Genomic DNA, 24673 nt, shown 5'->3' with positions numbered 1-24673 from the left:
CGGTACGGCAAACAGACGGTACGGGAAGCAGCACGAGCGGACGGAGAGGAGAGCGGCTCATGGCGGAACGAGTACTGGAGGGCAAGCGGATCGCGTTCCTCGCCACCGACGGCGTCGAGGAGGTGGAGTACACGCAGCCGCGCGAGGCGGTGGAGCAGGCCGGCGCGCGGGCCGAGCTGGTGTCGCTGAAAGGCGACCCGGTCCAGGCGTTCAACCACCTCGACCAGTCGGACACGTACGACGTGGACGTGCCGGTCGCGCAGGCCGACGTCGGCGCGTACGACGCGCTGGTGCTGCCCGGCGGGGTGGCGAACCCGGACTTCCTGCGTAGTGACCCGGACGCGGTGCGGTTCGTGAAGGCGTTCTTCGACGCGGGCAAGCCGGTCGGGGTGATCTGTCACGGGCCGTGGACCCTGGTCGAGGCCGGCGTGGTACGGGGCCGCCGGATCACGAGCTGGCCGAGCCTGCGCACCGACCTGGTGAACGCCGGGGCGGACTGGGTCGACGAGGAGTGCGTGGTCGACGGCAACCTGGTGAGCAGCCGTAAGCCCGACGACCTGCCGGCGTTCTGCGCGGCGATCGTCAAGCAGTTCGCGCGGTGATCCGCTAGACGGCGGTGGCGGCGCGCGCGGCGTCCTCGGCCTGTTTGCGGGCCAGGCCGTCGCGCCCGTCGTACCTGACGAAGGCGGGCAGCAGCGCGGCGAGCGCGACGGTGCCGACGACGCAGAGGACGCCGCCGGAGACGATCGCGCCGTGCACGCCCATCCAACGGGCGGCCAGGCCGGAGCGGAGCTGCCCGAGCAGCGGGCCGGTCGAGTAGGAGAGCAGCTCGATGCCGGCCAGCCGGCCGCGCAGGTGGTCGGGGATGGTCTGGTTCCAGATGATCATGCGGAACAGGCCGGAGATCATGTCCGCCGCGCCGGCCAGGGCGAGGAAGAACAACGCCAGCCAGAGCGACCGGGTGAGACCGACGGCGACGATGGCCAGCCCCCACCCGCCGGCGGCCAGCACCACCATCAGCCCGTGCCGGTGCACCCGGGCGGTCCAGCCGGAGCCGACCGTGGCGACCAGCGAGCCGACCGCCGGGGCGGCGTAGAGCAGCCCCAGCACCGCCGGCCCGCCGAGCCGTTCGGCCATGAACGGGTACAGCGCCTGCGGCATCCCGAAGAACATCGCGTTGATGTCCACCAGGTAGGTGCCGAGCAGTTCGGGGCGGCTGCGGGCGTACCGCAGGCCGGTCACCACGGAGCGCAGTGACGGCCGGTCGGCGGCCGGGGGCGGTGGCACCGCCCGCACCATGGCCAGGCAGACCAGCGAGAACGCGAAGGTGGCCAGGTCGACCGCGTACACCCAGGCCAGGTCGACGCTGGCGATCAGCACGCCGGCCAGGCCGGGCCCGCCGAGCTGGGCGATCTGCATGCGCAGCGAGTTCAGCGCGCTGGCCGCCGGGATCTGGTCCGGTGGGACGATGCGCGGGGTCAGGCCCTCCATGGCCGGTCGTTGCAGCCCGTCCAGCGCGGCGGTGAACGCCGCCACCAGGTACAGCAGCCACAGTTGCGGCCGGTCGCCGAGGGAGTTGACCAGCAGCGCCCCGCAGAGCAGCGTGAAGCCGATCTCGCCGCCGAGCACCAGGGCCCGCCGGTCCAGGTAGTCGGCGAGCGCGCCGCCGACGAACGCCATCACCAGCAGGGGTACGAGCTCACAGACGCCGATCAGCCCGACCAGCAGCGGATCGCCGGTCATCTGGTACACCTGGTACGGCAACGTGACGTACGTGATGAACGACCCGAAGCCGGACACGCCCGCCGCGGTGAAGACCAGCCGGTAGTCCCGGGAGGTCCGCAGCGGGGTCAGATCCAGCGCCGTCCGGCGCAACAGGCTGAGCAGCACGTACCGGGATGCTCGTCGTCGCCGGGGCGGCTGTCCAGTCAGTTGACGCCGGTGCGACCTAACCGACTGTCGGCTACCCCGACTACTTGAGCAGCAGCCGGTTGGTCTGCTGGAACACCGCCAGGTCGGCGAGCGTCTCGGGCACCGACGCGGACAGCGGGGCGGGGAACCCGTCCGGGTGGAACCAGCCCGCGTCGGTGGTCTCGTCGGTGACCCGCAGCAGGTCGCCGTCCCACTCGTCGACCCGGAACGCGGTCGTGAAGATCTGGTACGTGTGGCCGTACATGTTGGTGTGGGTGCGGTCCGGGCCGGTGTAGAGGGCGAACGCGGTCACCCGCAACGCCCGCAGGCCGGTCTCCTCGCGGACCTCACGGACGGCGCAGTCGGCGATCGACTCGCCCAGCTCCATCGCGCCGGCCGGCATCGACCAGTGCCCGTTGTCGCTGCGCCGGATCAGCAGCACCCGGCCGGCGCTGTCGTGCAGGACGGCCCGCGCGCCGACGAACATCAGCGTACGGTCACCGGCCAGCGCGCGGAGCTGTCCGACGTACGACTCGGCCCAGGAGACGCTCACCCGGCCCAATCTACGGGGGTTCCCGGCGCGCCGACGGGTTACCCGCGCGTAGCGCCGACGGGGTCCGCGCGCGCCCCCCGTTACGGCGGTGATTCCGTCCCTGTGGACGAGAAGTTGCGCGAGGGATGGCTGAGCGCCGGTGACGTCGGTACGCTCTCAGCGTGCACGTGCGGGGGCGCCCGCCGCGCCGACGACCCGGGCCCGACCGGAAACCGGTCCGCTCACGGTACGTCGAAGGCGGGTTTCCGGTACGTGAGGTGACGATGTAACAGTCTCAGGCGCGTGAGCGCCTGACGGGGTGGGGGCGAACTCCTAACACCCCTCCCCAGGAGCGGCCCCGGCGTTCGCACCGCGCCGGGGCCGCCCGCTTGTGCGGGCTGTGCCCGCCCCTGCATTCTTGCGAAACTTTCTCGGGTTCGTCCCCGGGATGACGCGACGATCCCCCGGTCGACGGAAAATGCCGTACGCCGGGCCGGTCAGTCGGCGCTGGTGGTCAGCAGCACCTTGCCGACCACCGAGTTCTGCACGGCGGCGTGCGCCGCCGCGGCGGCGTCCAGCGAATGCCGGTGCAGCGGCAGACCGGCCGCCGGGCCGACCCGGACGTACCCCTGGGCCACCGCTGCGGCCACGTCCTCGACCGCGTGGCTCTTCGCCGACCGGGGCACCGTGTAGACGAGCACGAACTGCCAGCGGGCGTTCGGCGCCATCAGCGCCCGGATCGGCAGGGTCAGCTCGGCCCCGCCGTCGTCGGCGTAGACGCTCACCGTCGCGCCCGGCCGCAGGAGCTGTGCGTCGACGGCGGCGTTGCGGGCGGCCGACACCTCGACGATGGTGTCCACTCCGTCGGGCGAGATCCGGCGGACCTCCTCGACCACGTCCTGCTGCCGGTAGTCGATCACATGGTCGGCGCCGGCCGCCGCCGCGAGCTGCGCCTTCTCCGGGCTGCTGACCGTGGCGACCACCGTGGCGTCGGCCCAGCGGGCGAGCTGCACCGCCGCGTTGCCCACCGCGCCCGCCCCGCCCTGCACCAGCACCACCCGGTCGGCGAGCGCCCCGGCGTGCAGCTTGTCCGGCACGGTCTCCCCGACGGTCAGGCAGCGGTGCGCGGTCAGGAACGGTATCCCCAGGCAGGCCCCCAACTCGAAGGAGGCGTCCCCGAGCGGCACCGCCTGCCGGGCCGGCACCACCGTGTACTCGGCCGCCGTCCCCCAGGGTCGCTGCCAGGCCGCCTCCCACACCCAGACCCGCTCGCCGAGCAGCCGGGCGTCCACCCCGTCCCCGACCGCCTCGACCACGCCCGCGCCGTCCTGGCCCGGGATCTGCCACCCGTCCGGCACCGGCCGCTGCTCGCGGGACTTCCAGTCGGTCGGGTTCACCCCGGCGACCGCCAACCGCACCAGCACCTCACCCGGCCCGGGCTCGGGCGTCGGCCGGTCCACCACCTGGAGCACCGACGGGTCACCGTTGCGCTCGTACACGATCGCCTTCATGATCTCTCCTCACCGTCCGCTGCCGCCGTACCCGACGGCGCCCGGATCATGCCCCGGCGGCCTCCCCGGGCTCGCCCTCCGCCGGTCCGCGTGGCCGGCTCCGCGAGCCGCCGGTCCGCGTGGCCGGCTCCGCGAGCCGCCGGTCCGGCCCGCCGGCGGCGCGGTCAGCCGAGGCCGTCCAGCAGGTCCGGGGTCAGCTCGCCGACCGCCGGCAACACCACGGCGGCCAGCTCCCGCGCCTGCGGTGTCAGCGGGTACGCGCCGTGCGGCACCGCCACCACCCGCATCCCCGCCGCGGCGGCCGAACGCACCCCGTTGGAGGAGTCCTCCACCGCCACGCAGCGGGCCGGGTCGACGCCGAGCCGTGCCGCCACCGCCAGGTAGACGTCGGGCGCGGGCTTGCCGCGCGCGGTCTCCTCACTGGACAGGGTCGCGCCGAACAGGTCGGTCAGCCCGGTGGCGGCCAGCGTCGCCACGATCAGCCGGGTCGGCGACGAGCTGGCCAGCCCGAGCGGCCACCGCTCGGCCAACCGCCGCACCACCTCGTCGGCCCCACCGATCAGCGGCACCCGGTCGGCGTACCGCCGGGCCATCTCCTCGACCACCTCGTCGGCGACCTGCCCGGCGGTACGGTCGACGCCCAGCTCGCCGCTGAGGTACGCGGACCACTCGCCGGTGCTCATCCCCATCAGCCGGTGCTGGGTGTCCGGCTGCCAGGCGCCGCCGTGCGCCGCCACGTACGCCCGGCGCACCTCCTCCCACACCGGCTCGGAGTCCACGATCACGCCGTCCAGGTCGAAGATCACCGCGTCCGTCATCGCCCCATCCTGCCCTGCCCGACACCGGTCCCGCCGGTCAGGAGGGGGCGGAGTCCTCCGGCAGGGCGGGCAGGCCGATCGGATTGTCCGGCGGGATGGCCGCGTGGCAGCGGCGGGCCAGCGGGTCCAGCAGCTCCCGCAGCCGGTCGGCGCGCTGCGGGGTCAGCGCCCGCCAGGGGCCGGCGGCGGCGCTGTCGGTGGCCGCCTCGATCGCCCGGAAGGCGGCCCCGCCCACCTCGGTCGGCGCGCCGGCCGGGGTCAGCCAGCCCCGCCCGACCAGCCGCTCCCGGGCGGCGTGCCACTGCTCCTCGGACCAGCCCCGCCCGGTCAGCGCGATCGGGGTCAGCCCGTCGGCGACCCGGTACGCCAGCGTCTCCACCGGGTCGAGACCGGCGGCGACCAGCGCCGCCACGTGCCCGTCCCCCCGGTGCTCGCGCAACGTGGTGGCCGCCTGCCAGATCCGGGCCAGCGGGTACTCGGCCCGGGGCAGGGCGGCGTTGGCCGCGCCGAGCACCCGCCCGGCCGGCTCCACCGCGTCGGCGGCGGCCTCCAGCAGGTCGGCCGTCTCGACCAGGTGCCGCTCCGGCAGCTCGTAGGTCAGCTCGGCGAGCGCCTGCACCGCGCCGGTGAGCCGGGCCCGTAACGCCTCCTCCGGGGCGGCCAGCCGCCAGACGGCCGGCAGGGCCCGACCCACCGTGTGCGGCGGGAAGGTGAAGAACGCCGCGACCACCGGGGCGGCGTCGGTCGCGCCCAGCGGGGCGGCCCGGCCGGCGAAGTAGCCCCGCCAGTACCCGCGCAGCCCGACCGCCTCGTACGCGGCCCGGGCCCGGGGGTGGAAGTAGGTGACCGCGTGCAGCGGCTCGTAGTGGTGCCACATCGTCCGGGCGGTCCGCCCCGACTCGTCCGGCGCTGTCACGTCCACCTCCGGGTCCGGTCCGGCGTCAGGAGAAACTTGTCACTTGGCGGCCAGCACGTCCACCACGAAGCGCAGCGGGCCGGCCGGCGCGCCGGGCGGCGGGCTGGCCCCGTACGCGAGCTCGGCGGGAAGGTCGAGCTGCACCCGGCTGCCCACGTTCACCCCGACCAGGCCCTGGTCCCAGCCCGGGATGACCTGGCCCGCGCCGACCTGGAAGGTGAACGGCTGGCCGCTCTTCCAGGAGGCGTCGAACTCCTCGCCGCTGTCGTAGAAGACGCCCACGTAGTTCACGGTGAGCTCCTGCCCGGCCTTGGTGGCCGGGCCGGTGCCCTTGATCACCGGGGTGACCGCCAGCTTGGTCAGCTTTCCGCTGCCCTTGGTCACGGTCGGCTTGCTGCCCAGCGCCGGGTCCGCGCCCTCGGGGAGCTGCGGGGCGGCCGGCGCGCCGGGGGCGTCCGGCGCGCCGGACGACGCCCCGGCCGACGGGGTGCCGCCGGCCTGCTCGGCCGGCTCGTCGTCACCGCCGCCGCCGAAGACCACGAACGCCGCCACGATCACGGCGACCACGGCCAGGCCGGCGAGCGCGCCGAGGATCGACTGCCGGCGACGCTTCGCCTCGGCGGCCTTCTGGGCGGCCAGCTTGGCGGCGAGCCGCCGCTCCGACTTGCTCGCCGTGCTCTGGCCGGTGGACCGGCCCTCCGCGCGCTCACTCACGTCGTGAACTCCCTGTAGCGATGATGGGTCGGCGCCGGTGCGGGCCGAGGTCGACGCAAACGGTACCTGGATCGATGCTCCACAGGCAGGGGGCGCACGGCGCGGGGACCGTCGGGACGACCGGCCGCCACCGCCGTGGGTCGGCCGGTGGAGTCGGCCTCCGGCCGGTAGATTCCGGCCCATGGCGTTCCTCACCGCAGATGACATCGCTCTCCTGAACGAGCCGCAGTTGGCCCACGTGGCCACCATCGAAGCCGACGGCACCCCGCACGTCACCCCGGTCTGGGTGGACACCGACGGGGAGCACATCGTCTTCAACACCGCCAAGGGCCGGGTGAAGCACCGGAACATGGAGCGCAACCCGGTCGTCGCCATCTCGGTCTCGGACCGGGCCAACGACTACCGGACGCTCTGGGTCAAGGGCACCGTCGAGATCACCACCGAGGGGGCCGACGAGCACATCGACAGGATGGCGAAGAAGTACCTCGACGCGGACAGCTACCCGTTCCGCAAGGAGGGCGAGGTCCGACTGATCGTCAAGGTCACCCCGACCGCCCGGCTCAAGCAGGGCTGACGTACGCCGGGCCGGGGTCAGGCGGTCTTGCGGGGGGCCGCCTTCTTCGGGACGGTCTTCCTGGCCCCGGTCTTCTTCTCGGCGGCCTTCCTCGCCGGCTCGGTTTTCCTCGCCGGCTCGGCCTTGGCGGCGGCCTTCTTCCCGGCCGCCCCACCGGCGGTCCTCTTCGCCGGGGTCTTCTTCGCGGAGGTCTTCTTCTCGGGCGTCTTCTCCGCGCCGCCCCCGGCCTCCTTCCGGGCCGACGCGGAAGCCTTCCCGGCCGGTCCGGTGGCCTTGCGGGCCGACCGGGCGGCCGAGATCGGGGTCGGCTCGCCGCCGGCCGGCTCGCCCCGGGCCGCCCGGGCCCGCTCCACGGACGCCTTCAGCGCGGCCATCAGGTCCACCGCGGCGGCCGGCGCCTCCTCGACCTCCTCCGGCTGGACCACCTCGCGCCCCTCCACCTTGGCGTCGATGACCTCCTGCAACGCCGCCCGGTAGTCGTCGGTGAAGGCGTCCGGCTGGAACTCCCCGGCCATCGAGTCGATCAACGAGCTGGCCATCGCCAGCTCCGGCGGGCGGACGCTGATGTCGTCGTCCAGGAAGTTGAACCCCGGTTTCCGGATCTCGTCGGGCCAGAGCATCGTGTTGAGCAGCAGCACGCCCTCCCGGACCCGCAGCGTGGCGAGCTGCTCCCGCTGCCGCAGCGCCACCTTGACGATCGCCACCCGCTCCGCGTCGACCAGGGCGTCGCGCAGCAGCACGTACGGCTTGGTCGCGGCGCCCTCCGGCTCCAGGAAGTACGCCTTGTTGTAGAGGATCGGGTCGACCTGCTCGGCCGGTACGAACTCCAGCACGTCGATCGCGTGGGACGTGCTCAACGGCAGGTCGGCGAAGTCGTCGTCGGTGAGCATCACCATCTCGCCGCCGCCGATGTCGTACCCCTTGGCGATGTCGTCGTAGCTGACCTCCTCGCCGCAGACCGAGCAGGTGCGCCTGTAACGGATCCGGCCGCCGTCCTCCCGGTGCACCTGGTGGAACCGGATGTCCTTCTCCTCGGTGGCGGAGTAGAGCTTCACCGCGATCGAGACCAGGCCGAACGACACGGCGCCCTTCCAGATCGCCCGCATGGCCGATGCTCCTCTCCCCGGTTCTGACCAGGATCGCAAATGATCGAAGGTCACGCGAGGTGTTCGAGTGCCAACTACAGTCGCAGATGTGCCCGGCGCCCCGCTGAAGCCGATGCTCGCCACGACCGGGCCGCTACCCGCCGGCCCGGACTGGACGTACGAGTTCAAATGGGACGGCGTGCGCGGGCTGGCCGACATCTCCGGCGGTCACCAGCGGCTCTACGCGCGTTCCGGAGTGGAGATCACCGCCGCCTACCCGGAGCTGGCCACGCTACGCGACCAGGCGCCCGACGACGACGTGCTGCTCGACGGCGAGGTGGTGCTGCTCGGCGCGTCCGGGCAACCCTCGTTCACCGCGCTGGCCGAGCGGATGCACGTACGGGACCGCGACAAGGCCGCCCGGCTGGCGGCGGTCGCCCCCGTGACGTACATGATTTTCGATCTGTTGCGGCTGCGCGGCGCGGACCTGACCGGCTGGCCGTACGCCCGGCGGCGGGCCGCGCTGGAGGAGCTGGGCCTCGGCGGACCCCGGTGGGCGGTGCCACCGGCCTTCCCGGACGGCCCGGCCACCTACGCGGCGGCCGGCGAGCACGGCCTGGAGGGGGTGCTCGCCAAACGCGTCGACTCGCCCTACCGGCCGGGCGTGCGCTCCCCGGACTGGGTGAAGGTCAAACTGGAGGTGACCGGGGACTTCCTGATCGGCGGCTGGCGACCCGGGGTACGCAGGATCGGCGGGCTGCTGGTCGGCGCGCCCCGCCCGGACGGCCGGCTCGCCTACCGGGGCCGGGTCGGCGGCGGCATCGGCGCGGCCCTGGAACGCGCCCTGCTGGCCGAGCTGGAGCCGTTGCGCGCCCCCGGCTCCCCGTTCGCCGCTGGCGAGGTGCCCCGGGAGGACGCCCGGGGCGCGGTCTGGGTGACGCCCCGGGTGGTGGTCGAGATCAAGTACAGCCAGCGCACCCCGGACGGCCGGCTGCGCTTTCCACGGGTGCTCAGACTGCGACCGGACAAACCCCCCGAGGAGGTCGACGATGCCGGGTGACCGACTGCGTGTGGAGGTCGAGGGCCGCTCCCTGGAGCTGTCCAACCTGGACAAGGTGCTCTATCCGCAGGCCGGTTTCACCAAGGGCGAGGTGATCGACTACTACACCCGGGTCGCTCCGGCGCTCCTGCCGCACCTGCGGGACCGGGCGCTCACCCGGATCCGCTACCCGAACGGCGTCACCGGCGGATCGTTCTTCGAGAAGAACCGGCCCGCCGCCACCCCCGACTGGGTACGGGTCGAGACGCTGCCCGCCCCCGGCTCCACCAAGGGCCGGGAGACCATCGACTACGTGGTCGCCGACGACCTGCCCACCCTGGTCTGGCTGGCCAACCTGGCCGCGCTGGAGCTGCACACCCCACAGTGGCGGATCGGCGCGAACCCGGACATGCTCGTCGTCGACCTGGACCCGGGGCCGCCCGCCGGGCTGCGCGAATGCTGCCAGGTGGCGGTGCTGACCCGGGACCGGCTCGCCGCCGACGGCCTGGACAGCTACCCCAAGACGTCCGGCAGGAAGGGCATGCAGCTCTGCTGCCCGGTCGCCGGCGCCCAACCCGCCGACCTGGTCTCCGACTACGCCCACCGGGTCGCCCGGGAGCTGGAGGGCGCCCACCCGAAACTCGTGGTGTCGAGAATGGCGAAGAACCTGCGCCCCCGGAAGGTCCTGGTCGACTGGAGCCAGAACAACGCCGCCAAGACGACGGTCGCGCCGTACTCGCTGCGGGCGGAGCCGAACCCGACCGTCTCCACCCCGCTGACCTGGGCCGAGGTCGAGGCGGCGGCCGACGGCGACGACACCGCCGTCCGCCCGTTCACCGCCGCCGAGGCGCTGGCCCGCATCGACAGGTACGGCGACCTGCTCGCCCCGCTGCGCCACGGCGGCCCGGAGCTGCCGGCGTGACCTGACCGGCCGCCCCGGGCCGGCGGGGTGGCCGCCCACCCGCGCTGCCGGGACCGCCGACCAGCCGGGCCGGTCGGGCGGCCGGCGGCTCAGCCGGGCTGGTCGAGGGGCTGCCAGCGCAGGGCCGCGGCGGCGGCGTAGTCGCCGGCGTGCGCGAACCCGGCCAGCATCAGCAGGTCGCCCGGGCGGAGCCGGCCGGCGCGGACCGCCTCGTGCAGGGTGACCGGCACCGCCGCGCCGAACAGGTTGCCGTACTCGTCGAAGGTGTCCGGATGCCGCTCCGGGGTGATCTCCAGCGCGTCCCGCCAGTGCCGCAGGAACAGCCGGTTCGGCTGGTTGGTGACCAGCAGGTCGATGTCGGCGGTGGCGACGCCCAGTCGCGCGCAGACGGCGGACACCACCTCGGGCACCAGCGCGTTTCCCCGCGCGATGATCTGCCGGACCTTGGTCGGGGTGAACTCGACGTCGAGTTGACTCTGCCCCGGCTCCCAGTAGCGTCGCCCGTCCTCCAGCCGTACCGCCATGTCGCCGGCGTGCTCGCCGAGGTGGCGCACCTCGACGTCGAGGATCGGGGACTCGTCGCCGACCCGCAGGTAGCCCACCCCACAGCCGTCGCCGGGCACCGAGGCGTGCGAGCGTCGCCGCACCTCGGACTGCGCGAACATCTGCCCGGCCGTGTTCTGCACGCAACAGATCAGCGCGGTGCGGGCCTCGCCGGTGCGCAGGATCTGCCGGGCGATCCGCAGCAGGTGGACGAACGAGACGCAGCCGCCGTTGTGCAGGTCGAGCACCCAGCCCGGGTCGCAGCCCAGTCGGTGCGCCACCGCCGTGCCCGCCCCGGTCCACGGTACGTCCGGCAACTGGACGTTGGTGAGCAGGACGTCCAGCGGTCCGTCACCCCGCGCCGCCGCCCGTTCCAGCACCGGCCGGGCGGCCCGCTCGATCATGTCGACGGCGTCCTCGTCGGGGGCGACGTGCCGCCGGTACCGGGGCGAGCGGAACATGATGTTCTGGCGCAGCGCGTCGTCGTCTCCGCCGTAGAAGTCCGTGGTCACCCGTTGCTGCGGCAGATAGCTGCCGACGTCCACGAGACTGACCGGGTTCACGCGGCCTCCCGGCTCGGTGGTGGTGACTGACCGCATGGTGGCCGGGATTCCGCCCCGGCACAAGTGGATCCGGCGCAGGTCACTTCACCGGCGGTCGCCGATGGCCCGTCCGGCCGGCCGGACAACTGTCTTCCGGTGACCGTGCACAGTAGACCTGGGACAATTGTCATGGTGGTGTTGTGTGATAATCACGAGAGATCAGTGCGCCGTGCGAATGGTGAAACAAGGCGCGATGGCCGTCGGCTCCGGTCGCGGCCACCTGTCGACTTGGGCACACCTGGTTTAACTTTCCGCATTATGGGTGAGCTGCTGATTCTCCGGGCCCGGCGGAGTGGCTGCGGCGAGTGGGGCAGGGATCCTAGAATCGGCCCGGGCGGTCCGCAAATCGAGAGCGAAAGCTGCTCGCCCGGCGCGGCCGTTGACGGGGCGGAATTGCTGCCTTAACTTTTTCTCAAGCAAACCGGTGGACGCCAAAATGGCGTCGGACAGGAGAAGAGGAAACAATGGGCCGTCTCGCCAAGACCCTCGTCGCCACCACCATCGCCGTGGGTGGCATGTTCGCCGCCGCCGCGCCGGCGCAGGCGACCGGGAGCGGGCAGTTGGTGGACATCTCCGTCGGCGACATCGTCATCCACGACGCGGTGAGCGTCGACGTGGCCGCCCTGCTCTGCGGCTTCGTGGACGTCAACGCCCTGGTGGCGGACCTGAACGACGGCGACAACAAGGCCGACTGCCTGCTCATCCCGAACGCCATCATCAAGAAGCACTGATCCACCGGTCACTGCCCCGCGCCCCCGGTCCACGGCCGACGGCGCGGGGCAGCCCCGTGTTCTCAGCCCACCTGGAACGGACGCATCATCTCGTTGTCCTCGTGTTCCAGAATGTGGCAGTGCCACACGTACCGGCCGGGCAGGTCGAAACGGACCCGCAACCGGGTCACGTCCCCCGGGTACGCGAGCACCGTGTCCTTACGGCCGAGCTCCCCGGGCCCTGGCGGGCGGGCGCCGTCCACGCCCCGCCCCAACACCTCGAACGTCGACTGGTGCAGGTGCACCGGATGCGCGTCCTCGGTCGGGTTGTGGAATTCCCAGATCTCCGTCGCGCCGAGGGTCGGCCGTTCGGTGACCGGCGCGTGCCACGGCAGCAGGGTCGGGTTCCCGGCCGCGTCGACCGTGCCGAGCAGCAGCTCGACCGGCTGGTCCCCGCTCGTCTCCTCGCCGAGGGCGAGCCGGCGGACCACGCTGGCCGGGCCGAGCGGCGCGACCGCCGGCAGGGTCAGGCGCTCCGGCGGGACGCTGCGGTCCGGTCCACGTCGGGCGCCCACCACGAACCGCAGCACCTGACCGGTGGTGGTCGGCTCGGCGGGCGCCTGGTCGCCGCCGGTGAACGGCCCGTCCGGTCCCTCGTTGACCAGGTACAACCGGGTGCCTTCGGGCAGGCCGGTGAAGTCCACGATCACGTCGGCCCGTTCGGCGGGGCCGAGCAGCACCCGGTCCAGGCGTACCGGCCGGGTCAGGAAGCCACCGTCGTTGCCGATCTGCCAGAACGGCAGGGCCGCGCGCACCGGGCGGGCCGCGAGCGGGTCGGCCGCGACGGCGAGCAGCAGGAACCGTGAGTTGCACCCGTTGAGCAGCCGGAACCGGTAACGCCGTGGCTCGACCGTCAGGCTCGGCCAGGTGCGGCCGTTGACCAGCATGGTGTCGCCGAAGAACTCCGGATTCCAGATCGGCGGGAACGGCCCGTCCGGCAGGTACGGGCCGGCGTCGTCGAAGAAGGACCGGTTGGTCGGGTAGAACAGTGAGCCGTCCCGGTCGAAGGAGCGGTCCTGAATGGCGAGCGGGATCTCGTGGTGCCGGGTGCCCGGCGGCTCGCCCAACGTCGGCGCGGGGCCGGGCAGCACCCCCGGCGGCAGGTCGACGCCGCCGCGCAGCAGGTAGAAGCCGGCCAGCCCGGCGTACACGTTCAGCCGGGTGAGGCCGAGCACGTGGTCGTGGTACCACTCGGTGGTCGGGCGCTGGTCGTTGTCGTACTGGAAGACCGCCGTGCCGGCCGGCCAGCGCACCCCGTACCGGGCGGCGAACCCGGCCCGGAACCGGTCGTGGAAGGTGCCGACCCGGGCGTACCCGGCGGGAATGTTCCGCGCGACCGGCAGGTACCAGGCTTCCGGGTAGCCGTCGCTCTCCTGCCGGGTGTGGCCGCCGTGCAGGTGCGTGACGATCGGCACCGGCCCCCGGTACGGTCCGGGCGTCGAGCTGAACGTGGGCCGGGAGTCCCGCCCGGTCACGCCGCCGGGCGGGTTCGCCCAGTGCAGCGTCGGGTCGACGGCCAGCAGGTGCGGACGGTAACGCCCGTACCCGTCGACCAGGTCGTTGACCCAGGTCACCCGCACCGGCCGACCGACCCGCGCCTCGATGGTCGCGGCGGGGAAGCCGAACGTGGCAGGCTGGTTCAGCGCGCCGTACCCCCAGACCGTGGTGGCCGGGAAGCCGGGCGGCAGGATCCGCTGCCGGAACTGGCGTACCCCGATCAGGTAACGGTCGAGTGCCGGCCCGCTGGCCGTCGGCGGCATCACCGGCGGCACCGCCAGCGGCGTGACGTACCGGGGGATGCCCGTCGGGTCGAGCCCCGACCCTTCCCGCCGTCGCCGGCTGCCCCCGGCGGCCGGGTCGGGGTCGGTGGTGGCGGGGTGGGCCGCGGAGCCGGTGGCGGCTCCGGTGACCGAACCGGCCGCGAAGGCGGCGGCCCCGCCGAGCAGGAGCCTGCGACGCGTCGTCATGGGCCACGTCCCCTCTGAGCTGGGGTTTCCCGCTCGTCCTATCTGGCACCCTGCGGGACGGGCCACCCGGTCGACTGTCACGAACCCGACTTTTTCCGCTTCTGTCCAGAAAAGGCGGTCCGGCCCGGAGTCTGGGCCACGCCCTCGACGGCCGCGACGTGCCCCCGGCGGCCGGGGAGTGGGGTACTCCGCGAGAGCCTTTGGAGCTGCCCCAGATACGGGGCACGGCAACCCGCCCGGTCCCGGCCGGCACGACCGGTCCGACCCGCACCCGTGCTGCGTCGACGCCTAACGTCGGACCCGGGCCGGGCCGCCGCCGCGCGCCCGGCGGACGCAGGGCACGCCGTGGTCGGTGGGCAGGCCACACCGGCCGCCGCCGGGCAGCCGCCGGTCACAGAACACCCGGTGCCGTACGCCCTGGTCGTCCTCGGTCGAGACGGTCACCTCCCCGGCGTCCACCCGGGCGGTGAGCAGCGCCAGGGCGCGCGTCGCGGTGCGCGCGAAGAGCCGGGCCCGGTGCAGATCGGGTACGACCACCGGCACGTGGATCACCCACCGCTGCTGCCGTACGGTCATCGCCGGTCCGGCCCGTGCGTCGCGTACTCGCTCTGCCAGGCCCGGAGCGCGGCCTTGATCCGCGCGTTCTCGTCGCGCACGGCGGCGAGCGCGGTCCACCGCCGACACCCACCACACCCGCCAACCGGCGGTACGCGCCTCCCGCGCCGCCGCCAGCGCCACCGTCGTCTTGCCGCGACCGCCCATGCCGGTGACCACCCGCACCCGGGGCGCCCCGGAGGCGGCCGGGGTCAGGATGTCACCGATCAGCGCGTCCCGTCCCCGTACCACCGGGGGCAGCTCGCCCAGCGGCGCGTCCGCCATCCGGGTGCGCGCGGGTCGCTCCGGCTCCGGACCGGGCGTGGGGACGGCCCGGTCGTCGGGCGGTGCGGTGGTCAGCGCGTCCCGGCTGCGCTGCGCCGACAGGCCCACCGCGCCGAGGACGACGGCGAGCAGCGTCGCCACCAGCACAGAGGGGAACGGGTACCGCTGGACGAGGTCCAGCCCCCACGGCCAGCGTTGCTGCTCGCTGGCCGCGTTGACCGCCAACGCGAGCAGGGTGCCCACCGTGGCCGTGAGCACCGCGACGGCAGCCAGCAGGAACGTGGCCGCCAGTGGCGACCATGGTCGGCGGTCCCGGAGCCGCACAGTGGATCACCCTCCGCCACGCCCAGATGACCAGCAGTCGACCGCCTATTGAACCGTATTCACGCACCCGTGGCCCATCGGCCGTGGCGGCAGCGGCGGCGGGCCGCCCGACTGTGCCCCAGATCCGGGGCAGCTCGACAGGCTGCGAACAGTTACCACTCTGCCCGGAGGTTGGCCCGGTCCATTCTGGACCCGGCCCCGGCTCCGGCCGTAGCCTTCGCGCTGGTGTCCCGGCCCGGAAGGAATCATCTGCATGTCGGACTTCGAAAAGCGGTTGTAGCAGGCGCAGAACGCCCGACAGGAGGCCAGGACGACGAAGGAACGGCTCCTCGACGAATTCCGGCAGGCCAACGCGACAGCGCCGGCCGAAGCGGCAAACAGGCTGGCCGTGCTCGGCACCGGGGCACGCGACGCGCTGGTACGCAACGGGGTCGCCCCGCAGCGGGCCGTGGCAGGTGTCGACGGCGCCTTCGGCAGCCGGCTGATCGACGTGGCGCAGGGGTGGACGCTGAGCCGATGCTTCCTTACCACCGGCGGGCGTTTCGTCTCGTTCAGCCAGGCGTCCGTGCGGTTCGGCAACGACAATCTCCGGCAGAGAGCTCCCTCCCACGCCCGCTACCTCGGCCGTTACCACCGCAAGCGGGACGTGCAGGTGTCCGAGGCGCGGGAGGGGGTCGACGCCGCCGTGTTCGTCGGCGATCGTCGGGTGTTTCCCTGGCGTCAGGAGGAGTTCCTACGCGTCTACTACGGGCAGTTCCACGCTCCCGACCTCCCGCCCCCCGCAAAAGCGCTGCTGCTGCCCGAGGATCCGTCGCTGCTGTACCTCGCCACGTTCGACACGTACGACCGGATGTTCTCCGTACGCCGGGTGGACGAGGAGATCGTGAACGACGTCCTGCGGCTGGTGGAGCAGTCCTGACGGGCGCGGCTGGGCCCGGCCGTCCGGCACTGGCTCGGCGAGGGCTATGAGACGTCGAAAAGGCGAAGGCCGTCGTACTCGGCGAAGTCGGCGGGCCGAGGCGACATCGGTGTCCAGGACGACCAGACTCACGCCGCGTTCGCCCGTCGGGAGGCGTAGAGGTCGGCGAGGAAATCATCCAACTCCTCGTCGGAGTCGAACAGGTCGGGGCAGGCGAGGTCATCAATCGAAGTGATCGGCTGGACACCCTGTCGGCGGGCCAACTCCTCCGCCGGTACGTGCTCAGCGGTCGGCCACTCGGGGATCTGCTCCGCATTGCTGTACATCGGATTCACCTCCTCGGACGGCACCACTCCTATTCTTGCACCCTGAGCCCGGTGTGCCGGGTCAGTCACGTTCGGCGAGCCTGGTCAGTCGACGGTGGGCAGGGGCGGGCCGAGGACGTCGTCGGCGTCGACGATCGTGTACGCGTACCCCTGCTCGGCGAGGAAACGCTGGCGGTGGGCGGCGTACTCGGTGTCGATGGTGTCCCGGGAGACCACGGTGTAGAAGTGCGCCTGCCGGCCGTCGGCCTTCGGGCGGAGCACCCGGCCGAGGCGCTGCGCCTCCTCCTGGCGGGAGCCGAACGTGCCGGACACCTGGATCGCCACCGCCGCCTCGGGCAGGTCGATGGAGAAGTTGCCGACCTTCGAGATGACCAGGGTGCGGACCTCCCCGGTGCGGAACGCGTCGAAGAGGCGTTCGCGTTCCCTGTTGGTGGTGGACCCCTGCACGATCGGGGCGTCGAGGTATTCCCCGAGCTGGTGCAACTGGTCGATGTACGCGCCGATCACCAGCACCTGGTCGTCGGCGTGCCGCCCGACCAGTGCCTTCACCACGGGCAGCTTGGTGCGGGCGGTCGCCGCCATCCGGTAGCGTTCCTCGGCCTCCGCCGTCGCGTACGACAGCCGCTCGGCCTCGGTCAGCGTCACCCGTACCTCGGTGCACTCGGCCGGGGCGATCCAGCCCTGCTGCTCGATGTCCTTCCACGGCGCGTCGTACCGCTTGGGACCGATCAGGCTGAACACGTCACCCTCCCGGCCGTCCTCGCGGACCAGGGTCGCGGTCAGGCCGAGCCGGCGACGGGCCTGGAGGTCCGCGGTGAACCGGAAGATCGGCGCGGGCAGCAGGTGCACCTCGTCGTAGACGACCAGGCCCCAGTCCCGCGCGCCGAACAGGTCCAGGTGGGTGAACGCGCCGCCGCGCCGCGCGGTGAGCACCTGGTACGTGGCGATGGTGACCGGGCGGATCTCCTTGCGCTCGCCCGAGTACTCGCCGATCTCCTCCTCGGTCAGCGAGGTGCGGGCGATCAGCTCGCGTTTCCACTGCCGGCCGGCGACGGTGTTGGTGACCAGGATCAGCGTGGTCGCCTTCGCCTCGGCCATCGCCGCCGCGCCGACCAGGGTCTTGCCCGCGCCGCAGGGCAGCACCACCACGCCGGACCCGCCGGCCCAGAACGCCTCCACCGCCTCCCGCTGGTAAGACCGCAGCGTGAACGGCTTCCCGCCGTCCTTGCCGGATTCGGCCAGCTCGATCGGGTGCGCCTCGCCGTCGACGTACCCGGCCAGGTCCTCCGCCGGCCAGCCGAGCTTGAGCAGCGCCTGCTTGAGCCGGCCCCGCTCGGACGGGTGCACCGCGATGGTGTCGTCGTCGAGTTTCGCGCCGAGCATGCCGGCGAGCTTCTTGCTCTTCGCCACCTCGATCAGGACCATCCGGTCCAGGGCGCGCAGCACCAGGCCGTGCGCCGGGTCGTTGGCGAGCTGGAGCCGGCCGTACCGGTCCATGGTGTCGGCCACGTCGACGAGCAGCGCGTGCGGCACCGGGTAGCGGGAGTACATGATCAGCGCGTCCACCACGCCCTCGGCGTCGTGGCCGGCGGCGCGGGCGTTCCACAACCCGAGCGGGGTCAGCCGGTACGTGTGCACGTGCTCCGGGGAGCGCTCCAGCTCGGCGAAGGGCGCGATGGCCATCCGGCAGGCCTGCGCGTCCGGGTGGTCGATCTCCAGCAGCAGGGTCTTGTCCGACTGCACGATCAGCGGTCCACCGCTCACGCGGATTTCCTCCCTCTCACCAGCGGGTCTGTCGCTCCGGGCGACCCTACAGTCTTGCACGCGGGCGGCTTTGGCAGAAAAATTCACCGAGTAGTGCAACCTTCGCGCCACGTGCATACGTCTAGCGAAGGGACGGCCATCCCTCGGGAGGACACATGAACGCTGTTCGGTCCACCGTCTGGGTCGCCGCCCTGGCAGTGGTCACGCTGGTCGGCGTCGGCGCGTGCACGCCCGAGGACCCGCAGGCCGACCGGGCCGGCGCCGACCGGGCCCCGGCCGGCGTGGCGGGGCGGGCATCGGGGGCGGGCGGCTCGGCCGGGGCCGACCAGCGGGACCAGCCGACGGCGACGACGAGCCCGGCGAAGCCGAAAGCCACCGCCAAGCCGAAAGGCACCGCCAAGCCGAAGCCGACCGCCACCGCCAGACCGAAACCGACACCGACGGTCCGGGCCGCGGCGAAGCGGACCACGCCGAAAGCGACAAAGACCCCTAGCAAGCCGAAGACGTACGCCGGCTGCCCGACCGGGGAGTACCAGAAGGCCGTCGAGACGTACCTGGCCCGGCTGGGCGGGTTCGGCACGGTGGTGGTGGACGGCCGGCAGTCCGCCACCGACTGCGCGGCGATCAAGAAGTTCCAGCAGCGGTACGACATCCGCCCGCCCGAGGGCCGGGCCGGGCCGACCACGCACGACGTGGCGAAGCGGCTGGCCACCACGAACGTGAAGGACTGCGGGTCCACCGCCGGCTCCGGGGTGACCTTCTGCATCGACCTGACCCGGCAGACCACCTGGGTGACGCGGGACGGCAAGGTGGTCGTCGCGCCGACGGTGACCCGCACCGGGATGAAGGGCTACGCCACCCCGACCGGCACCTACAAGATCAACTATCGGAACACCAAGGAGTGGTCCGACCCGTACGAGGTGTGGCTGCCGTACTGGCAGCGGTTCGTCGGCGGGATCGGCTACCACCAGACCACCACCTACCTGCACGACAAGTCGATCGGCTCGCACGGCTGCGTCAACCTGCTCCCCGTCGACGCCAAGCGCTTCTGGGACTGGGGCAAGGTCGGCTACCGGGTGAAGGTCTTCGGCCAGCGCCCCGGCACCTGACCGCCCCGGCGCCGCGCCGGCGCCGCCCCGGCGACTGACCGGCGTCGCCGCCCGCACCCGGCCCGGGATTGCCCCGCGCCGCCCCTGTCACTCCGGCCCCACAGGTGACAGGCTGGGATGTCAGGGCGGCGACGGGGGAGGGACGATGACGGTCGACCGGGACGTGCCGATCACCGAGGACGAGCTGATCGACGCCGTGCAGACACCGCCCGGGGCGCCCGAGGTGTCCACCGCGACCGTCGTCGCGTACGCGGTGGCCGGCGCGGCCGTCCTCGGGTGGTTCCTGTTCGGCTGGCTGGTGCTGCGACAGGGCTTCATCGACTCGGTCGGCGAGTCGGCCGGCGCGGCGTTCGCCCTGCTGCTGATCGTCTCGATTGTCGGCACCGTCCGCCGCGCCCGCCGCCGCTGACCCAGCCGTCCCGGACGGCGGCGCCGGTTCAGCCGTCGCGGACGGCGGCGGTGATCCGGTGCAGGGCGAAGGTGTGCAGCATCTCCGTCCGCTCGTCCTCGGCACGCAGATAGCCCGCCCCGATCGACACCGGACGCACCAGCCGGGACGCGGTCGCCCCGTGCGCGTCGACGTAGCCCACCCAGACCAGCGCCTTGTCCCGTACCGCCTGCTGCAGCACGGCCAACGCGTCCCGGTGACCCGGCACCGCCACCGGGCCGGACCCCTCCGGCACGCCGCCGCGCAGCACCGTCGGCGCCCGGCGGGCCGCCCGCGCCGCCGCCTCACCCCGCCGGATCTGCTCTACGATGCCCAGCAACCGGGGCGGGGTCAGCCGGGGCCCGGCCAGCGGGTCGACCGGACGGCCACCCACCGCCGCCCGCGCCGGGGCGCGCCGGGCCTTGGGCCGGGCCAGCACCATCGCGCCGGCCGCGTCCTCCGGCACCGGGGCGTACCCGGCCTCACGCAACACCCCCAACAGCCGGCCCATCTGGTACGGCGAGACGCCAACGGTCGGCGCGAGCCGGCGCAACGACAGCGACTCCAACCGGCGGTCGGCGAGCACCTGCGTCAACAACGCCTCGTCGTCGCTGCGCAGGTACGCCCCGGCCGCGCCGGCCCGCAACCCGCCGTGCCGGCGGACCATGTCGTCCACCAGATACGACAGACCCTGCGGCACCGGGGTCCGGGACCGGCGGCGGAACAGGTCGTGCAGGTCGTCGGCGGACCACCCGGAGTCCAGCGCCCGCCGGACGCTGTCCGGGGTGACCCGGTGCACACTGGCCCCACCGGCCGACTCGGGCTCGGCCACCACCTCCAGCTCGGCGGCGAGCGTCGGCTCCGGTGGACCCGGCACCACCACGGTCAGGTCCGCCTGCACCAGGAAATGGTCCACCGGCTCGGGCAGCAGCGCGTCCAACGCCCGTCCCGCCGTGGACTGCTCGTCCGGGTCGGTCCGCACGCCCAGCGGGTCGTCGACGGGGCCCGCCTCGGTGTCGGCGAGCAGCAGCCGCCCGTACGAGGTGATCGCCCCCAGCCCCGTCACGCCCAGCGTGGCCGCCTCGGCCAGCACCTCCCGGTGCGCCGCCTCCCGCCCCCGGCTGCGTCGCGGCGTACGCCAGTCCAGCAGGCCCAGCACCTCCTCCGGGGTGGGCGCGGCGCCCGGCGGCAGGTCGGCCAGCACGGTCAGCACCGCCCGTCGGGCGGCCGGCGCGCCGGCCCGTTCCGCCTCGGCGGAGAAGACGCTGATCGGGCGGTCCCGGTCGTCGCGCTGCCCGACCAGGCCGGCCTGCCGCGTCATGGTCAGCCAGGCCCGGGCCACCTGCTCCCAGCGGCGGGCCAGCGACAGCGCCCGCCACACCTCGTACCCGCCGGTGGGCAGGATCTGCTGGTCGGCCCCGTACCGGGTGGTGGCCGAGCCGGGCAGGTCCAGCTCGCCGAGCAGCCCCGCCGCGTACGCGATCTCCAGCAGCAGGGCGGTGGCCGGCTCGTCCAGCCCGACGCCCCGGGCCAGCCGACGCAGCTCGCGTACCCCGATCCCGCCGTTGCGCAGCACCGGGGCCGGCTCGGCGGTCAACGCCTCCAGCAGCGCCTCGACCTGCCGTACCGTCTCCATGGTCTGGCCGGCGCCGGCGCTGTCGGCGAGTTTCGGCTCGCGCGGCGCGGCGGCCACCGCGGGCGGCTCGGCGCGCAGCGGGCCGAGCGGGCCGGTCTCCCGGCGCAGCAGCAGCCCCACCTCGCGGGGCAGCTCCACCGTTCCGGCCCCGCCGGACTCCGCCCCGGAAACCGGGACGAGCAGCCGGTGGTCGACCAGCCAGCGCACCGGCGAACCGGTCGGCGGACCACCGTTGGTCGGGTCGGCGGGCACCACGTCGTCCACCCCGGCGGCGGGCGCCCGCAGCGCCCCCGGCGGCACCGTGCCGATCGGCGGGCCGGCGGCGAGCCGGTCCAGGATCGCCCGGGCCGAGGGCGGCGCGGCCAGCAGGGTCCGCCGCAGCTTCGCCGGGTCCGCGCAGAGCGAGGCCGTGGCCGGGTCCAGCTCCGCGGCCGGTCGGCCCAGCCCCGCCGGGTACGCGGACACCTCGTCCACGCTCGACACCACCCGCAGGTCGTGCTCCGGCCCGTACAGCAGGAACAGCTCGCGCAGCCGGGACAGGGCGGAGCGGACGGCGGTCGGGGCCGGTGGACGCGGCCCGGCGGTGGCCATGGCCAGCACCGCCTCCGTCGACGTCCCGCCGTCGTCGGGGGAGCGGGTCAACCGGGCGGCGTCGAGGATCAGGAGGGTGAACTGGTCCAGCCCGTCCAGCGCGCGCGCCACCGAGACCCGCGACTGGGCCCGGACGGCGAGCGCGGAGAGGTCGGCCGGCACCGGCACGACGAGGTCCGGCCGCCGGGCGAGCAGCGCGGCGAGCGTGTCGTCGTCGAGGGCGCGCAGGTGGTCCGCGAGTGAGATGGTCATCGTCGTTCCACGCTAGCCGGCCGGTGGCCCGTCGCGCCCCTCGGACGTTCGGGTGCGTCCACCCGGCGGCGCTACGTTTTTCCCATGCCCTCACCGACCCCCGCGCCGCTGACCGTCGGCTTCGACCTCGACATGACACTCGTCGACTCCCGCCCCGGGATCGCCGCCACCTTCCGTGCCCTCACCGCCGAGACCGGCGTGCACGTCGACGCGGAGCTGGCCGTGTCCCGGCTCGGCCCGCCGCTGCGTACCGAGCTGGCCCACTGGTTCCCGCCGGAGCGGATGGACGCGGCGGTGACGGCGTACCGGCGGCTCTACCCGACGTACGCGATCACGCCAACCCTGCCGATGCCCGGCGCGCGGGAGGCCCTCGACGCGGTCCGCGCCCACGGCGGGCGGGTGCTGGTGGTCACCGCGAAGCACGGCCGGCTGGCCAGGCTGCACCTGGACCACCTGGGGCTGACCGCCGACGAGGTGGCCGGCGACCTGTTCGCCGAGGAGAAGGCGGTCGCGTTGAAGGAGCACGGCGCGACCCACTACGTGGGCGACCACACCGCGGACATGACGGCCGCCCGCACCGCCGGGGTCCCGGGGATAGCGGTGGCGACCGGCCCCTGCCCGGCCGACGATCTGCGTGCCGCCGGGGCGGAGCTCGTGCTCGATGATCTCACTGGATTCCCGGCGGCGATCGGACGGTGGATCCGGCTAGCCTGATGGGAGTAGACGTCTCAACGAAGCAGGGGTTCTCAGGTGCCGACGGGTCGAGTGAAGTGGTATGACGCGGCCAAGGGATACGGGTTCGTCACCAGTGACGAGGGTGGCGACGTGTTCCTGCCCAAGGGCGCGCTGCCGACAGGGGTCACCGATCTGAAGGGCGGTCAGCGCGTCGACTTCAGCGTGGTGGACAGCCGCCGGGGCGCGCAGGCGATGGGCGTGAAGCTGCTGGACGCCCCGCCGTCCGTCGCCGAGCTGCGCCGCCGCCCGGCCGAGGAGCTGCACGGCCTGGTCGAGGACATGATCAAGGTGCTGGAGGCGAAGGTCCAGCCGGACCTGCGGCGGGGTCGCTTCCCGGACCGCAAGGCCGCGCAGAAGATCGCTCAACTCGTCCACGCGGTGGCCCGCGAGCTGGAGGTCTGAGGCGGCAGCGCGGTTCAGGGCGCCAGCCCGGCGGTCGGGGGCGTCAGCCCGGCGGTCGGGGGCGCCAGCCCGGCGTCGGCGGCCCGGCGCAGCAGCGCCTCGACGGCGGCGAGACCGTCCCGACCCAGGTCGGCGGTGAACTCGTTGACGTAGAGGCCGATGTGCCGGTCCACCACGTCGGGCTCCATCTCCTGGGCGTGGGCCAGCACGTACTCCCGGCTCGCCGTCGGGTCGGCCCACGCCTGCCGCACGGAGGCGCGGATCCACCCGGCGGCGGCCTCCGGGTCGACCACGCCTCTACGGGCGAGGATCGCCCCGAGCGGGATCGGCAGGCCGGTGTCGGCCTCCCACCACTCACCCAGGTCGACCAGGGCGGTCAGCCCGTGCCGGGGGTACGTGAACCGGGCCTCGTGGATCACCAGGCCCGCGTCGTACCGGCCGGCGGCCACCCCGGGCATGATCTCGTGGAACGGGACCACCTCGATCCGGGCCGGCGGCCGGTCGGCCGACCAGAGCCGGAACAGCAGGTACGCGGTGGTGCGGTCACCGGGGACGGCGACCGTCGCGCCGGTCAGGTCGGCGCCCCGGCGTTCGACGTTCCGGCGTTCGGCAGGCTCGGCGCTCCGGCGTTCGGCGTGCTCGGGGCGGGTGAGCAGGAGCGGGCCGCAACCCCGGCCCAACGCGCCGCCGCAGGGCAGCAGGTGGTAGCCGTCCAGCAGCCAGGGCAGCGCCCCGTAACTCACCTTGACCAGGTCGAACGCCCCCCGCTCGGCGGCGCTGTTGGTGACGTCCACGTCGGCGTACGTGATCTCGACCGGCGGCGCGTCGGGCACCAGTCCGTGCGCCAGCGCGTGGAAGACGAAGGTGTCGTTCGGGCAGGGGGAGATCGCCAGGGAGAGCGCCACGCCCCCACGGTAACCCCCGACCTGGCCCCGCCGGCCTCCCGGACCGACCCCGTCGGTGTCCCGGACCGACCCCGTCGGTGTCCCCCGGCCATCGCCGTCGGTCTCACGGCCGGGGCTCATGATCGGCCAGGTGGGGGTCTGCCGACACATGGACGGTCTGCGGCAGGATCGCGCGCCCGCCAGCACAGTTGGTGGTTCTGCGGCGGAGGAAGGTAAGGCTGTCTGTTCCCTTTGGAGCTGCCCCAGATCTGGGGCACCGCCTTGGGGGCGGTGGCAGGCAGTCGGTCGATGACGGACAGGAGAGCCCGTCGGTGACTCGACAGCGTGGGGGCCGGTCGGTGGTGGGCAGGCGGGGTGTCGGTGGGTCGGTGGGGTCGGTGGTGGGCAGGTGGGGAGTCGGTCCGTCGGTGGGTCGGTCGGTGGGCGCGCAGACGGGGCAGCTCCAAAGGCTCGCCGGTGGTCTGGGTGAGCTCGCTCGGAGCTGGTTTTCCACAGGCTTT

At 73.5% G+C, this 24673-nt stretch carries 24 protein-coding genes; 10 read left to right on the top strand and 14 right to left on the bottom strand.

All coding sequences use genetic code 11. The features are described 5' to 3' along the window. Positions 1-59 precede the first annotated feature (59 nt). A complete protein-coding gene (locus O7606_RS16580; protein WP_281594937.1) occupies positions 60-602 on the top strand; it encodes a type 1 glutamine amidotransferase domain-containing protein in 543 nt (180 codons plus the stop codon). Positions 603-606: 4 nt separating this feature from the next. Here the strand turns inward: O7606_RS16580 and O7606_RS16575 are convergent, their stop codons facing one another. The 6 genes from O7606_RS16575 to O7606_RS16550 all read right to left on the bottom strand — a co-directional run bounded on the left by O7606_RS16575 (position 607) and on the right by O7606_RS16550 (position 6402). Continuing rightward, positions 607-1890, bottom strand: a complete 1284-nt coding sequence (locus O7606_RS16575; protein WP_281594936.1) for an MFS transporter — start codon at positions 1888-1890, stop codon at positions 607-609. 82 nt (positions 1891-1972) lie between these two features. After that, the gene (locus O7606_RS16570; protein WP_281594935.1) at positions 1973-2464 is read right to left on the bottom strand and encodes an NUDIX domain-containing protein; all 492 of its coding nucleotides are present in this window, start codon (positions 2462-2464) and stop codon (positions 1973-1975) included. 476 nt (positions 2465-2940) lie between these two features. Beyond that, positions 2941-3954: an NADPH:quinone reductase gene (locus O7606_RS16565; protein WP_281594934.1), complete on the bottom strand. Its 1014-nt coding sequence runs from the start codon at positions 3952-3954 to the stop codon at positions 2941-2943. A gap of 164 nt (positions 3955-4118) precedes the next feature. After that, complete coding sequence (locus tag O7606_RS16560; RefSeq protein WP_281594933.1) at positions 4119-4772, bottom strand: HAD family phosphatase; 654 nt, start codon at positions 4770-4772, stop codon at positions 4119-4121. A gap of 37 nt (positions 4773-4809) precedes the next feature. Next, positions 4810-5649 (bottom strand): hypothetical protein, encoded by an 840-nt coding sequence (locus O7606_RS16555; RefSeq protein ID WP_281599715.1) that lies wholly within the window; start codon positions 5647-5649, stop codon positions 4810-4812. Between the two features lie 78 nt (positions 5650-5727). Further along, positions 5728-6402, bottom strand: coding sequence for an FKBP-type peptidyl-prolyl cis-trans isomerase (locus tag O7606_RS16550; RefSeq protein WP_281594932.1), 675 nt, complete (start codon positions 6400-6402; stop codon positions 5728-5730). Positions 6403-6583: 181 nt separating this feature from the next. Here O7606_RS16550 and O7606_RS16545 point away from each other — a divergent pair, with 181 nt between their 5' ends. Continuing rightward, a complete protein-coding gene (locus O7606_RS16545; protein ID WP_281594931.1) occupies positions 6584-6976 on the top strand; it encodes a PPOX class F420-dependent oxidoreductase in 393 nt (130 codons plus the stop codon). Positions 6977-6993: 17 nt separating this feature from the next. Here O7606_RS16545 and O7606_RS16540 read toward each other — a convergent pair whose 3' ends face one another. Further along, positions 6994-8082 (bottom strand): Ku protein, encoded by a 1089-nt coding sequence (locus O7606_RS16540; protein ID WP_281594930.1) that lies wholly within the window; start codon positions 8080-8082, stop codon positions 6994-6996. Positions 8083-8170: 88 nt separating this feature from the next. Between O7606_RS16540 and ligD (O7606_RS16535) the strand changes: the two genes are divergently transcribed. Further along, positions 8171-9121, top strand: a complete 951-nt coding sequence (ligD, locus tag O7606_RS16535; RefSeq protein ID WP_281594929.1) for a non-homologous end-joining DNA ligase — start codon at positions 8171-8173, stop codon at positions 9119-9121. Continuing rightward, positions 9111-10022, top strand: a complete 912-nt coding sequence (gene ligD, locus O7606_RS16530) for a non-homologous end-joining DNA ligase (RefSeq protein WP_281594928.1) — start codon at positions 9111-9113, stop codon at positions 10020-10022. The genes ligD (O7606_RS16535) and ligD (O7606_RS16530) overlap by 11 nt, the downstream gene beginning before the upstream one ends. 89 nt (positions 10023-10111) lie before the next feature. Here the strand turns inward: ligD (O7606_RS16530) and O7606_RS16525 are convergent, their stop codons facing one another. Continuing rightward, entirely contained in the window at positions 10112-11128 is a 1017-nt protein-coding gene (locus tag O7606_RS16525; protein WP_281594927.1) for a 3-oxoacyl-[acyl-carrier-protein] synthase III C-terminal domain-containing protein, read from the bottom strand. Positions 11129-11631: 503 nt separating this feature from the next. Here O7606_RS16525 and O7606_RS16520 point away from each other — a divergent pair. Then, complete coding sequence (locus O7606_RS16520; RefSeq protein WP_281594926.1) at positions 11632-11898, top strand: hypothetical protein; 267 nt, start codon at positions 11632-11634, stop codon at positions 11896-11898. 62 nt (positions 11899-11960) lie between these two features. On the opposite strand, the gene O7606_RS16515 is transcribed toward O7606_RS16520, so the two are convergent. Both O7606_RS16515 and O7606_RS16510 read right to left on the bottom strand, forming a co-directional pair. Next, positions 11961-13904, bottom strand: a complete 1944-nt coding sequence (locus O7606_RS16515; protein WP_281594925.1) for a multicopper oxidase — start codon at positions 13902-13904, stop codon at positions 11961-11963. 288 nt (positions 13905-14192) lie between these two features. Further along, positions 14193-14480, bottom strand: a complete 288-nt coding sequence (locus O7606_RS16510; RefSeq protein ID WP_281599713.1) for a hypothetical protein — start codon at positions 14478-14480, stop codon at positions 14193-14195. Between the two features lie 1015 nt (positions 14481-15495). Between O7606_RS16510 and O7606_RS16505 the strand changes: the two genes are divergently transcribed. Further along, the gene (locus tag O7606_RS16505; RefSeq protein ID WP_281594924.1) at positions 15496-16026 is read left to right on the top strand and encodes a hypothetical protein; all 531 of its coding nucleotides are present in this window, start codon (positions 15496-15498) and stop codon (positions 16024-16026) included. Between the two features lie 128 nt (positions 16027-16154). Here the strand turns inward: O7606_RS16505 and O7606_RS16500 are convergent, their stop codons facing one another. Both O7606_RS16500 and O7606_RS16495 read right to left on the bottom strand, forming a co-directional pair. After that, complete coding sequence (locus O7606_RS16500; protein WP_281594923.1) at positions 16155-16352, bottom strand: hypothetical protein; 198 nt, start codon at positions 16350-16352, stop codon at positions 16155-16157. A gap of 84 nt (positions 16353-16436) precedes the next feature. Next, positions 16437-18116 (bottom strand): DNA repair helicase XPB, encoded by a 1680-nt coding sequence (locus O7606_RS16495; RefSeq protein WP_281594922.1) that lies wholly within the window; start codon positions 18114-18116, stop codon positions 16437-16439. 155 nt (positions 18117-18271) lie between these two features. Here O7606_RS16495 and O7606_RS16490 point away from each other — a divergent pair, with 155 nt between their 5' ends. Together O7606_RS16490 and O7606_RS16485 are read left to right on the top strand one after the other, a co-directional pair. Continuing rightward, complete coding sequence (locus O7606_RS16490; RefSeq protein WP_281594921.1) at positions 18272-19225, top strand: L,D-transpeptidase family protein; 954 nt, start codon at positions 18272-18274, stop codon at positions 19223-19225. Positions 19226-19370: 145 nt separating this feature from the next. Next, positions 19371-19634: a hypothetical protein gene (locus tag O7606_RS16485; protein ID WP_281594920.1), complete on the top strand. Its 264-nt coding sequence runs from the start codon at positions 19371-19373 to the stop codon at positions 19632-19634. A gap of 28 nt (positions 19635-19662) precedes the next feature. Here O7606_RS16485 and O7606_RS16480 read toward each other — a convergent pair whose 3' ends face one another. Beyond that, positions 19663-22131: a helicase-associated domain-containing protein gene (locus O7606_RS16480; protein ID WP_281594919.1), complete on the bottom strand. Its 2469-nt coding sequence runs from the start codon at positions 22129-22131 to the stop codon at positions 19663-19665. 84 nt (positions 22132-22215) lie between these two features. Here O7606_RS16480 and O7606_RS16475 point away from each other — a divergent pair, with 84 nt between their 5' ends. After that, the gene (locus O7606_RS16475; protein WP_281594918.1) at positions 22216-22845 is read left to right on the top strand and encodes an HAD family hydrolase; all 630 of its coding nucleotides are present in this window, start codon (positions 22216-22218) and stop codon (positions 22843-22845) included. A gap of 36 nt (positions 22846-22881) precedes the next feature. Continuing rightward, positions 22882-23268, top strand: a complete 387-nt coding sequence (locus tag O7606_RS16470) for a cold shock domain-containing protein (RefSeq protein ID WP_281594917.1) — start codon at positions 22882-22884, stop codon at positions 23266-23268. A gap of 14 nt (positions 23269-23282) precedes the next feature. Here the strand turns inward: O7606_RS16470 and O7606_RS16465 are convergent, their stop codons facing one another. Further along, positions 23283-24173: a 1,4-dihydroxy-6-naphthoate synthase gene (locus O7606_RS16465; protein WP_281594916.1), complete on the bottom strand. Its 891-nt coding sequence runs from the start codon at positions 24171-24173 to the stop codon at positions 23283-23285. Positions 24174-24673: the final 500 nt, after the last annotated feature.

Origin of the sequence: Micromonospora sp. WMMD882, from assembly GCF_027497255.1 — a bacterium.
Lineage (GTDB): Bacteria > Actinomycetota > Actinomycetes > Mycobacteriales > Micromonosporaceae > Micromonospora.
The sequence above is the reverse complement of the archived record's forward strand: the minus strand, read 5'-3'. Positions and strand labels throughout refer to the sequence as shown.